Consider the following 11,870-nt stretch of genomic DNA (forward strand, 5'->3'; position numbering starts at 1 on the left):
GACTGGATATTGACCTGACGTGGAGGCGGGTGTCACGATAGCCCGCATCACTCCCAATGTTTCTCTAAGCGGAACGAGGTGACATGTCCGCGCGAAAGCTCATCGCCACGCTCGGTGCGTGCGCCCTGCTCGCGACCGGTTGCGGGGGCTCGGCTCCGATGGGGGCCGCCGGCGCGGCCGCCGGACGCGACGAGGGCCCGGTGAAGATCGGCGCGTTGCACCCGGTCAGCGGGTCCAATGCGGTGGACGGGCAGCAGATGCGCCGCGGCGCCCAGATGGCGGTGGACGCCATCAACGCGGCAGGCGGCATCAAGTCCCTCGGCGGCCGCAAGGTCGAGCTGGTCACGGGGGACACCCAGGGCAAGGCCGACATCGGCCAGAGCGAGGCGCAGCGGCTGATCTCGGCCGGTGCGGTCGGCCTGGTCGGCACCTACCAGAGCGCGGTCAGCACGAACGTCGCCGTGGTGGCGGAACGCAACCGCGTCCCGTTCGTCGCGGACGTGACCGCGTCCGACGCGATCTACGCCCACGGCTACAAGTACGTGTTCCGCGTGCAGCCGGGCAGCAAGGTCATCGCGACGGCCGCCGCGCAGTACCTCCAGCAGGTGTCGCAGCAGGCGGGCAAGCCCGTCAAGAAGGTCGCGTTCCTGCACGAGCAGAGCGATTTCGGCAGCGGCGCGGCGGACGCCTTCACCCAAGCCGCCCGGCAGCTGGGCATCGAGGTCGGCCCGAACATCAGCTACGACGCGGCGAGCGTCAGCGACCTGACCGCGCAGGTCACGCAGGTCAAGGCGTCCGGCGCGGACGTGCTGGCGGTGGCGGGCTACTACCGCGACAGCCTGCTGGCCGCCAAGGCGATCGCCTCGGTCAAGCCGGATCTCAACGCGGTCTGGGGCGTGTCCAACGGCGCCTTCGACCAGCCGAAGTTCGTCACCGACGCCGGTGATCTCGGCGCGCTGTACTTCAGCACCAACTACCACTACGACGCGACCAACCCGCAGACCGCCGCGCTGCGCGAGCAGTACCAGCGCACGTACGGCGATCCGATGCGGACCGGCGCGGTGCTGTCCTACGACGCGGTCCAGGTGATCGCGCAGGCGGTCGAGAAGGCCGCCAGCACCGATCCGAAACTGGTCCGCGATGCCATCGCCGCCGCCCAGGTCGCACCCCTGACCGTGGGCGCGGGCCCGATCCAGTTCGCCCCCAACGGCGACAACCGCAACGCCATGGCGGTCCTGATGCAGATCCAGGACGGCCAGGTCAAGCAGGTCTATCCCCCGGAGAAAGCCGAATCCCGGCCCGAGTACCAGGTGACGTGGCGGCCATGAGTGAAACAGCACAGCGGGCGGCGCTCGCCCCCGAAGTCTCCCCACCCCAGAAGAAGGACCGCGGTTTCCTCGGCCGCGCCGGCGTCGTCGGCGGTGTCCTCGTCGTCGCGATCGTCGTCGCGCTGCTGCAGTCGGGCAGCGGGCTGGTGGTCTGGCAGTCGGTCGTCACCGGCCTGCTGACCGGCGGTCTGTACGGCCTGATCGCGATGGGCCTGACGCTGATCTTCGGCGTGCTGGACATCGTCAACTTCGCGCACGGCGCGTTGCTCGCGGTCGCGATGTTCATCTCCTTCGGCATGGTGCAGGCCACCGGCATGCACCCCTACCTGTCGCTGGTCATCGCCATCCCGGTGTTGTTCCTGATCGGCGCGGCCGTCCACCGTGGACTGCTGTCCGGCACCGGCGGCAGCTCGCTGGAGAACCAGCTGCTCATCACGCTGGGCCTGTCGCTGCTGCTGGAGAACGGGCTGCTGATGCTCTTCGGCGCCGAGCCCAAGACCATCGCGCTGCCCAGCGACTTCCAGTTCCCGCTGCTGGGCGCGGTCGTCGCGGGGTCGCGGCTCTACGCGTTCCTCGGCGCGATCCTGCTCGGCGCGCTGCTGTACTGGCTGCTGCGCCGCACCCGGCTGGGCACCGCGATCCGCGCGGTCGCCGCGCACGGGCCGGGTGCGGAACTGGTCGGCATCAACGTCCGCCGGATCCACACGCTCACCTTCGCGATCGGCACGGCGTGCGCCGGTGCGGCCGCCGCGCTGGCCGGACCGCTGGTCACCGTGACCCCGACACTCGGCGAGCAGTTCAACATCACCGCGTTCGTCGTGGTGGTGCTCGGCGGGATGGGCAACGTCGTCGGCGCGCTCGTCGGCGGCCTGCTGATCGGGCTGGTCGAGCAGCTCACCACGATCTACCTCGGCGGGCAGTCCTCGCTGCTGGGCGTGTTCGTGGTGTTCATCCTCGTGCTCTTCCTGCGCCCGCAGGGCCTGTTCGGAAGGAGGAGCGCATGAGCGAGCTTGCGAGCGAATCATTGGACACTGCGCACTCGGCGAATGCCGCGCCGAGCGTCAGCGAGGTGCGCGCATGAGCACCATCACCATCGCCGGGCCGGCCGGCGCCGAGAAGGTCAAGGCGCCGCCGCTGCGCCCGCAGAACCGGCAGCTCGCGATCCTCGCCGTGCTGGTGCTGGTCGCGATCCCGCTGCCGCTCGTCCTGCCGCCGGCGCAGGGCGCGGTCGCCGTGCGGATCCTGATCTTCCTGCTGATGGCCGTCGGCTGGAACATCATGAGCGGGTTCGGCGGCATGTTCAGCTTCGGGCACGCGGCCTACTTCGGGCTCGGCGCGTACACCAGCGCCTACCTGCTGGTGAAGCACAACGTGTCGCCGTGGATCGGGATGGTCGCCGGGATGGCGGCGGCCGCCGCGGCCGCCGTCCTGATCGGCTACTTCTCGTTCCGCTACAAGCTGCAGGGCGCGTACTTCGCGCTCGCCACGTTCGCCTTCGCCGAGATGCTGCGGCTGGTCGTGACCAGCAGCGCGTTCGCCAACAAGGCGGTCGGGTTCACCGTTCCGCTGATCCCGGACTCGTCGCTGTGGATGCTGCAGTTCGAGGCCGACTCGCCGGCGTACTTCTGGGTCGCGCTGGTGCTGGCCGGTGCGGCGGTCGCGATCAGCATCGTGTTCCTGCATTCCCGCGCCGGGAAGTACGTGACCGCGATCCGGGACGACGAGCTGGCCGCGGCCTCGCTCGGCACGCCGGTGATGCGGCACAAGCTGATGACGGTGGCGCTGTCCGCCGCGATCACCGCGGTCGCCGGCACTTTCTACACCCAGTACTACCTGTTCGTGAACCCGGAACTGGGCTTCGGCTCGGCGGTCTCGATCCAGGCGATCGTGCCGGTGGTGATCGGCGGCATCGGCACGATCTGGGGCCCGGTGGTCGGCGCGATCATCGTCGGTTCGCTCACCGACGTGACCGCGACGCTGCTGCGCACCCCGCCCGAGTTCCTGGGCTTCCTGCAGGGGCGCAGCGGTCTGGACGTGGTGCTGTACGCGGTGCTGCTGATCTTGATCGTGCGCCTGCTGCCGAAGGGCATCGTCGGAACGATCGCGGCGAGGTGGCGTCGATGAGCATCGTCAGGGTCGACGGGGTCGGCAAGTCCTTCCGCGGGCTGCGGGCGCTGTCCGATGTAGACTTCGAGGTGGCCGAGGGGGAGATCCTCGGCATCATCGGGCCGAACGGCGCGGGCAAGACCACCCTGTTCAACGTCGTCTCCGGTGCGCTGGCCCCGGACACGGGGCGGGTCGCGTTCGCCGGGCAGGACGTCACCGGCCGGGCGCCGGACCGCATCGCCCGCGCCGGGATGGTGCGCACGTTCCAGCTGATGCGGCCGTTTTCCAGCATGACCGTGCTGGAGAACGTGTGCCTGGCCGCGCAGCACCACCGGTTCGGGCGGCGCAAGCTGCGCGAGCACTCGCTGGAGGTGGTCGAGCGGGTCGGGCTCGGGCCGTGGGCCCACCGGGCCGCACCGGAGCTGCCTACGGCCGGTCTGAAGCGGCTCGAACTGGCCCGCGCGCTCGCGATGCGGCCGAAGGTCCTGCTGCTCGACGAGGTCCTCGCCGGTCTGGTGCCAGCGGAACGCGAACCGGTGCTGGACCTGCTCGCGCGGCTGCGCGAGGAGGAGGGCGTGACCCTGCTGTTCATCGAGCACATCATGGCCGCGGTGATGCGGCTGGCCGACCGCGTGCTCGTGCTGGACCAGGGCCGGGTCATCGCCGTCGGGTCGCCGCAGGAGGTCACCAGCGACGCCCGTGTCATCGACGCCTACCTCGGTGAGGAGCCGACCCATGCTGACGCTTGAGAAGGTGTGCGCCGGGTACGGGCGGATGCGGATCCTGCACGACGTCGACCTGCACCTGGGCGAGGGCGAGATCGTCGCGCTGGTCGGCGCGAACGGCGCGGGCAAGACCACGACGCTGCGCAGCATCTGCGGGCAGTTGAAGGCGTTGTCCGGCAGCATCACGTTCAACGGCTCGCCGACCGCGGGCCGCCGCCCGGACCAGCTCGTGCGCGACGGGCTGGTGCACGTGCCGGAGGACCGGGCGCTGTTCGGCACGCTGACCGTCGAGGAGAACCTGCGGATGGGCGCGTGGACGCGCACCCCGGCGCAGGCGGCGAAGTCGCTGGCCGAGGTCTACGAACTGTTCCCGGTCCTCGCCGAGCGCCGCACGCAGATCGCGCAGACGTTCAGCGGTGGTCAGCAGCAGATGCTGGCGATCGCCCGCGCGCTGATGGCGGCGCCGAAGCTGCTGATGCTGGACGAGCCGTCGACCGGCCTGTCGCCCAAGCTGACCTGGACGATGCTCGAAGCGGTCCGGCGGATCCGGGACAACGGGGTGTCGGTGCTGCTGGTCGAGCAGAACGCCAAGCAGGCGCTCGCGATCGCGGACCGCGCGTACGTGCTGGAGAGCGGGTCGACCGTGCTGTCCGGCAGCGGTGCGGAACTCGCCGGCGACAGCCGGGTGCGGAAGGCGTACCTGGGACTGTGACAGCGGTGGAATCGACTCGACGGCTCGGCGCGTGGGTGTCCGAACTGGACACCCCGGACGCGGTGCGGGACCGGCTCGCGCTGGTCCTGCTGGACGTCCTCGGGGTGACCGCGGTGGGTGCGGCGCAACCGGAGCAGCGGGCGTTGCGCGCGGCGTGGCGAGCCCCGGACGGACCGGCGCCGTTGATCGGGGCCGGTCGATCGGTCACCGTTGACGCGGCGGCGTTCCTCAACGGGATGGCCCTGGTGTCGCTGGAGCTCGACGAGGGCAACAAGTACGCCAAGGGTCACCCGGCCGCGCACGGTTTCCCCGCGGTCCTGGCGCTGGCCGCGGACCTGGACAGCACCGGCGCCGACACCGCGGCGGCGCTGCTCGCGGCGTACGAGGTCGCGTCCCGGTTCGGCCGGGCCACGGCGCTCCGGCCCGGCGCGCACCCGCACGGCAGCTGGGGTGTGCCCGGTGCGGCGGCGGGCTGCGCGCGGTTGCTGGGGCTCGACGCGGAGCAGACCGCCGCGGCCATCGACACCGCGGCGGGCATGGCGATCGCCGGGCACTTCGACTCGGCGACCACCGGCAACCCGGTGCGCAACGCCTGGATGGGCGCCTCGGCGACCTCCGGGTTGGCGGCCGCGCGGATGGCGGCCGCCGGGATGGCCCGCAACACCGGCACCGCGGCGCTGTCCCTCGGCACGCTGCTCGGTTCGTTCGACCCGGGTGAGCTGACCGCCGATCTGGGGACGCGGTGGGACATCCAGCACGGCTACTTCAAGCAGCACGCGTCCTGCTCGTTCACCCACCCGGCGGCCGACGCGGTCCTCGCGCTGCGCGGCGAGTTCCCGGGGGCCGGCATCACGTCGATCCTCGTCGAGTCCCACGCGCTCGGCGCCGGCCTCACCGGCACGGACTGGACGAACCGGTTGTCGGCGATGTTCTCCACCCCGTTCGTGGTCGCCACCGCGGCGCTGACCGGGCGGGTCGACCCGGACAGCGCCCTCGACGACCCGGCGGTGCAAACGCTTGCGCAGCGGGTGCGGCTGGTCGCGGCCGACGACCTGACCGCCCGCCTGCCCGCCGAACGCGCCGCGCGGGTCACGGTCGCCTTCGACGACGGCACCACGCTCACCCGCGAGGTGCCCAACCCGGTCGGCGACGCCGACCACCACCCCCTGGCCGAGGACGACCTGGTCGCCCTGCTGAAGACGTGGCTGCCCCGGCAGCCCGGGCTCGTGGACCGCGCCGTCGCGGTCAGCCACGAGCTGCCCGATCTGGCCCGCGTCGGGGACGCCCTGCGCGGGCTGGCCGGGCCGGACGAGAAGGAGCTGAACTGATGCGTGCCCTCGCGGTGACGCCCATCCACCTGCCCGCGGAGGAGATCCGGCGGCGGCAGGCCCGCTACGACCGGCTCGCCCCGCCCGGCCTGGAGGTCGAGCTCGTCGACGTCGGCGCCGCCGCACCGGCTTCGCTGGACACCGACGAGTCCGTGCGTGCTTCCGAACGCCAGGTGGCCGCCGCCCTCGCGCGGGCGGGGGATGGCTACGACCTGGCCTTCCCGGACTGCGTGCTCGACCCCGCGGTGCCGGCCACCGTCGCGGCGGATCCGCGGCCGGTGCACGGGCTGCTGAAGCTGTCCGCGACCTACCTCGCGGGCAAGGGCGTGCGGTTCGGCGCGGTGGTGCGCAACGAGGCCATCGCCGCCGAGTTCGGCAAGCGCATCGCCGCCTACGGGCTGAGCGCTTACTTCGCCGGCACCCGCGTGCTGGACCTGCCGTTCGAGGCGATCGCCGACACCGGCACGTGGAACCGGGCAGTGGGCGCCGCGGTGCGCGAACTGGCGTCGCTGGGCGCGACCGCGGTCATCAACGGCTGCTCGGCGGTGGACGTCGAACCCGCCGACCTGCCTGCCCGGATCGTCGACCCGACGGCGCTGGCGCTGCGGCTGCTGGCGGTGGAGGCGTGATGGATCTCGTCGTCGCGGGCGCCGGTGGCGGCCTGGCCGGTGCGCTGCGTGCCGCCGAACTCGGGCTGAGCGTGGTCGTCGTCGAGGCCAGCGAGCACTTCCGGCGCGGCAACAACACGTCGATGTCGACCGCGATGTTCCCCGGCGCCGGTTCGCGCTGGCAGGCCGAGGCCGGCGTCGACGACTCGCCCGAGCGGTTCGTCGCCGACATCATGGCGAAGACGAAGGGCCAGGCCGATCCGCGGCTGGCCCGTACGCTGGCGGAGGTGAGCGCGCCGCTGGTGGAGTGGCTGGCGGATTCGGCGGGACTGCCGTTGTCGCTGGTCACCGACTTCAACTACCCCGGCCACGCGGTGCCGCGTTGCCACTCGATCCCGGGGCGGCACGGCTCCGGCGTCATCGACCACCTGGCCCGGCGGGTCGCCGAGCACGAGAACATCGAGCTGCTCGCGCCGGCGAAGCTGGTCGACGTGCTCACCGGTGCGGGCGGTGTCCACGCGGCGGTGGTGCGGTACCCGGACGGCACGGAGGAGGAGATCCCGGCCCGCGCGGTCCTGCTGGCCACCAACGGTTTCGGAGCCGATCGCGAGCTGGTCGCCCGGCACCTGCCGGAGATCGCGGACGCGTTGTACCAGGGCAGCGACCAGTCGCTCGGCGACGCGTTGCGGATCGGCGAGAAGCTCGGCGCGGCGGTCGGTTACCTGGACGCCTACCAGGGCCACGGCGCGGTCGCGGCGAACGCGGGCACGCTCGTCGGCTGGGCGACGATCATCCACGGCGCGATCCTGGTGGACACGACGGGCCGCCGCTTCGGCGACGAGACCCGCGGCTACTCCGAGTACGCCGCCGAACTGGCCGCCCGGCCCGGCGCGACCGGCTGGATCGTGCTGGACGAGACGATCTTCGAGCAGTGCCAGCCGTTCCAGGACTTCCGGGACACGGTCGCCTCGGGCGCGCTGGTGTGGGCCGATTCGGCCGAGGAGCTGGCCGCGGCCACCGGGTTGCCGGAGCTGGCCGACGAACTCGCCGTCGCCGGCGCGATCGCCCGCGGTGAGCGCACGGATTCGTTCGGCCGCACCAACTGGGAGCGCCCGCTGTCCGGCCGCCTCGCCGCGGTGCGGGTGGTGCCGGCGCTCTTCCACACCCAGGGCGGTTTGCTGGTGAACGAGAACGCCGCCGTCGTGGACGCCCGGGACCGGCCGATCCCCGGCCTGTACGCCGCGGGCGGCGCGGCGGCGGGCATCTCCGGTCACGGCGCCGCCGGATACCTGCCCGGCAACGGGCTCCTGCCGGCCTTCGGGCTGGCCTACCTGGCCGCGAACGACGTCGCACGTCGCCCGGCCTGATCGATCACGCGGAGGAAAACGAGAGATGGCAACGACGGAACTGCTGGTCCGCAACGTGCGTGTGGTCCGGCCCGACGGCCCCGACGGTGAGCCGGAACTGCTGGACATCGCCGTCAACGACGGCACGATCACGCGGGTGGCGCCGGACCTGCCCGCCGACGACGCCGCACGGGTGATCGACGGCCGGGGCCTGCTGGCCTTCCCCGGCGTGGTCGACGCGCACCAGCACTGGGGCATCTACAACGAGCTGTCCACCGACACGCGCACGGAAAGCCGGGCGAGCGCGCAGGGCGGCGTGACGACGTCGCTGACGTACATGCGGACGGGGCAGTACTACCTCAACAAGGGTGGGCGTTACCGGGACTTCTTCCCGGAGGTGCTGAGCAAGTCGGCGGGCAACGCGTACGTGGACTACGCCTTCCACCTTGCGCCGATGTCGGCGCAGCACATCGAGGAGATCCCGTACCTCGTCGAGGAGCACGGCGTCACGTCGTTCAAGATCTTCATGTTCTACGGTTCCCACGGGCTGCACGGCCGGTCGACGAGCCAGAGCGACTTCCTGATGATCCCGCCGGACGAGCGTTACGACATCGCGCACTTCGAGTTCGTGATGCGCGGCGTGCAGAAGGCGCGGGAAATCCTCACCGAGTACGCACCGCACCTGTCGTTGTCGCTGCACTGCGAGACGGCGGAGATCATGACGGCATACACGAAGATGGTCGAGCAGGACGGCTCGCTGACCGGCCTGCGCGCGTACAGCGCCTCGCGGCCGCCGCACTCGGAGGGCCTGGCGGTGACCATCGCGTCGTACCTGGCGCACGAGACCGGGCTGCCGAACATCAACCTGCTGCACCTGTCGTCGGAGAAGGCCCTGTCCGCGGCGCTGACCATGGCGTCGGCGTTCCCGCACATCGACTTCCGCCGCGAGGTGACGATCGGCCACCTGCTGGCGGACGTCGACACGGCGTCGGGTATCGGGGGCAAGGTCAACCCGCCGCTGCGGGAGCGCGAGGACGTGGAAGCCCTGTGGCGGCACGTGCTGGCGGGCGAGGTGGACTGGGTGGTGAGTGACCACGCCTGCTGCCGGGACGAGTTGAAGTTCGGATCGGACCGGGAGGACGTGTTCTTGGCGAAGTCCGGTTTCGGCGGCGCCGAGTACCTGTTGCCCGGCCTGGTGGGCGAGGGCACCAAGCGGGGCCTGTCGCTGCAGAAGATCGCCGCGCTGCTGTCGTGGAACCCCGCGCAGCGGTACGGCCTGCTGCGCAAGGGAAAGATCGCGGAAGGCTTCGACGCGGACTTCGCACTGGTGGATCCGGACGTCCAGTGGACGGTGCGCGCGGCCGACTCGGAATCCACCCAGGAATACACCCCGTTCGAGGGCTTCGCGATGACGGCACGAGTCACGGACACCTTCGTCCGCGGCAACCACGTCTACGCGGACGGCAAGATCCAAGGCGAGCCGCAAGGACAATTCCTGAAGCGCGGCCGCTAAAAAAGAAACCGCCGACCGGCAACGCAAAGCAAGCGACCACTCCAACCCAGACGTCCCCCGCCCCCGATCCACAGCCGATCTTTGGTCGCCGACCAGGCGTGTCAAGGTACTCTTCCCTGCCTTGACACGCCTGCTCGGCCACTGAAACACGATCAGGCATCGGGGGTGGTCGTAAGGTGACCTTTCCAGCGCCGTGAGGCGCTTTCCGCGCGAAGGCGCGGCTGTAAAGATCAAAAGATCCCTCGCCGGTGTCAGGCGACGGGATGACCACCCAGCTACCTTGGGTTGAAGCTTGCGCTATGCGCTGCCTGCCTCGCTGTCGCGGAGCCAGGTCCAGTTGTCTCGAATCTCCTCCGATGCTGCGCGGATCAGGCCTCGATAACGGTCGATCGCTTCGGGGGTGAAGCGGTATTGCGGGCCACAAATACTGATCGATCCGTGGACTTCGCCGTCGGGGCCGAACAGTGGCGCGGCGACCGAGCCGGCGCCCGCCTGGCGTTCGCCAAGGGACACCGCCACGCCTTCCCTCGCGGTTTCGGCCAGTGCGGTGCGGAGGGCGTCGACGTCGGTGATCGTCTTGTCCGTGAGGGGTTCCAGCGTTCGCCGCAGCACCGACTCCTGCCGGTCCTCCGGCAGGAACGCCAGGATGACCTTGCCCGACGAGCCCGCGTGCAGGGGAAAACGACGGCCGATATCCACCGTCATCTTGATCTCGCGCGGGCTCTCGAACTGGTCCAGGTACACCCGCTCGTCGCCGACCAGTCCGGACAGCGTCGTGGTCTCCCCGGTTTCGTCCCGCAGCCGGCGCAGTATGGGCGTCGCGACCGTGCGGGCGTCGAACCGGCGCAGGGCGCTCGCGCCGAGCGCCGCCGCGGCCTGTCCCAGCCGGTAGCCGTTCACGCCCGGATCGGTCGCCAGCAGCTCACGCGACACCAGCGACTGCAGGATCCGGAACACGACCGCCTTCGACAGTCCCAGCTCGCGGCTGATCGCGCTCACCCCCAGGTAACGGGGACCGCCGGCGAAGAGCAGGAGCACGTCGGCGACCCGGGCCGCGGCCTCGGTGCCGGTGTTGTCGTTAGCCGGTGCCAGCTTGCGTCCGGCGGTACTCTTGGTGGTCAAAGCCGACGGTCCTCGGGTTAGCGTTCCGGTGAGAGGAACGGTGCGGTGCAGCTACCCCCATACTGTACCGGTTCCGAGCAAGAACTGTTCCGTCCAGCGAGACATGGTGCGGGATGCAGGGCGCGCCGCGCTGCGGCAGGCTGGGGGCATGGCCGAGGACAGGGTGACGGTGCAGGTCGACGGGCGCCGTCTGTCGTTGTCCAACCTGGACAAGGTGCTCTACCCCGAAGCCGGGTTCACCAAGGGGCAGGTGATCGACTACTACGCGCGCGTCGCCCCGGTCATCCTGCCGCACCTGCGGGACCGGGCGCTCACCTTCCGCCGCTGGCCGGGCGGGGTCCAGTCGAATCCGTTCTACGAGAAGGACGCCGGACGCCACGCCCCCGACTGGGTGAAGACCGCGAAGATCGCGAGCGGCGGGCGCGGTCAGAGCTCGGACGTGAACGCGTATCCGCTGGTCAACGACGTGCCGACGTTGATATGGGCGGCCAACCTCGCCGCGCTGGAACTGCACGCGCCGCAGTGGACCGTCGGCCCGCGCGGGGCCCGCCGCAACCCCGATCTGCTGGTGTTCGACCTCGACCCGGGCGAGCCGGCGACGATCGTCGAGTGCTGTCGCGTCGCCGAGCGGCTGCGCGACCTGCTGGCGGCCGACGGGCTGCGGCTCTACCCGAAGACCAGCGGCTCGAAGGGCCTGCAGCTGTACGCGGCGGTGAAGACCGCGACCCCGGAGGACACCTCGGCCTACGCCAAGGCCGCCGCGAAGAAGCTCGCCGCCGAGACGCCGGGAGAGGTCACCGCGGCGATGACCAAGAGCCTCCGGCCCGGCAAGGTGTTCATCGACTGGAGCCAGAACAACCCGCACAAGACGACGGTCGCGCCGTACTCGCTGCGCGGGCGCCCGGAGCCGACCGTGTCCACACCGGTCACCTGGGACGAGGTGGAGGCGTGTCGCCGCCCCGCGCAGTTGAAGTTCCTCAGCGACGACGTCCTCGACCGGGTGGAGGAAATCGGCGACCTGTTCGAGGACCTGCACGACGACCCGGTCAAACTGCCCCGGGCGCGCGCCGGACAGTAACGTC

General features: G+C 70.9%; 11 protein-coding genes. 10 read left to right on the forward strand and 1 reads right to left on the reverse strand.

From position 1 onward, the window contains the following. The first annotated feature begins 83 nt into the window (after positions 1–83). The 9 genes from AMETH_RS06535 (at position 84) to AMETH_RS06575 (ending at position 9,666) form a co-directional block, all read left to right on the forward strand. Complete coding sequence (locus tag AMETH_RS06535; protein ID WP_017987258.1) at positions 84–1,328, forward strand: ABC transporter substrate-binding protein; 1,245 nt, start codon at positions 84–86, stop codon at positions 1,326–1,328. Beyond that, positions 1,325–2,332 (forward strand): branched-chain amino acid ABC transporter permease, encoded by a 1,008-nt coding sequence (locus tag AMETH_RS06540; RefSeq protein WP_223843070.1) that lies wholly within the window; start codon positions 1,325–1,327, stop codon positions 2,330–2,332. The genes AMETH_RS06535 and AMETH_RS06540 overlap by 4 nt, the downstream gene beginning before the upstream one ends. Before the next feature lie 73 nt (positions 2,333–2,405). Continuing rightward, the gene (locus AMETH_RS06545) at positions 2,406–3,452 is read left to right on the forward strand and encodes a branched-chain amino acid ABC transporter permease (protein WP_017987260.1); all 1,047 of its coding nucleotides are present in this window, start codon (positions 2,406–2,408) and stop codon (positions 3,450–3,452) included. Beyond that, complete coding sequence (locus AMETH_RS06550) at positions 3,449–4,183, forward strand: ABC transporter ATP-binding protein (RefSeq protein ID WP_223843071.1); 735 nt, start codon at positions 3,449–3,451, stop codon at positions 4,181–4,183. The genes AMETH_RS06545 and AMETH_RS06550 overlap by 4 nt, the downstream gene beginning before the upstream one ends. Beyond that, on the forward strand, positions 4,170–4,871 hold the full coding sequence (locus tag AMETH_RS06555) for an ABC transporter ATP-binding protein (protein WP_017987262.1): 702 nt from the start codon (positions 4,170–4,172) through the stop codon (positions 4,869–4,871). Before AMETH_RS06550 ends, AMETH_RS06555 begins: the two co-directional genes overlap by 14 nt. Before the next feature lie 5 nt (positions 4,872–4,876). Beyond that, entirely contained in the window at positions 4,877–6,199 is a 1,323-nt protein-coding gene (locus AMETH_RS06560; protein ID WP_020486769.1) for an MmgE/PrpD family protein, read from the forward strand. Beyond that, a complete protein-coding gene (locus AMETH_RS06565; RefSeq protein WP_017987264.1) occupies positions 6,199–6,828 on the forward strand; it encodes an aspartate/glutamate racemase family protein in 630 nt (209 codons plus the stop codon). Before AMETH_RS06560 ends, AMETH_RS06565 begins: the two co-directional genes overlap by 1 nt. Continuing rightward, the gene (locus AMETH_RS06570) at positions 6,828–8,174 is read left to right on the forward strand and encodes an FAD-dependent oxidoreductase (RefSeq protein ID WP_017987265.1); all 1,347 of its coding nucleotides are present in this window, start codon (positions 6,828–6,830) and stop codon (positions 8,172–8,174) included. Before AMETH_RS06565 ends, AMETH_RS06570 begins: the two co-directional genes overlap by 1 nt. A 25-nt stretch (positions 8,175–8,199) precedes the next feature. Then, entirely contained in the window at positions 8,200–9,666 is a 1,467-nt protein-coding gene (locus tag AMETH_RS06575) for a dihydroorotase (protein WP_017987266.1), read from the forward strand. 297 nt (positions 9,667–9,963) lie between these two features. Here AMETH_RS06575 and AMETH_RS06580 read toward each other — a convergent pair whose 3' ends face one another. After that, positions 9,964–10,788, reverse strand: a complete 825-nt coding sequence (locus tag AMETH_RS06580) for an IclR family transcriptional regulator (protein WP_017987267.1) — start codon at positions 10,786–10,788, stop codon at positions 9,964–9,966. Between the two features lie 148 nt (positions 10,789–10,936). Between AMETH_RS06580 and ligD the strand changes: the two genes are divergently transcribed. Next, positions 10,937–11,866: a non-homologous end-joining DNA ligase gene (gene ligD / locus AMETH_RS06585; protein WP_017987268.1), complete on the forward strand. Its 930-nt coding sequence runs from the start codon at positions 10,937–10,939 to the stop codon at positions 11,864–11,866. The last annotated feature ends 4 nt before the right edge of the window (positions 11,867–11,870 follow it).

It is taken from the genome of Amycolatopsis methanolica 239 (assembly GCF_000739085.1).
Lineage (GTDB): Bacteria > Actinomycetota > Actinomycetes > Mycobacteriales > Pseudonocardiaceae > Amycolatopsis_E > Amycolatopsis_E methanolica.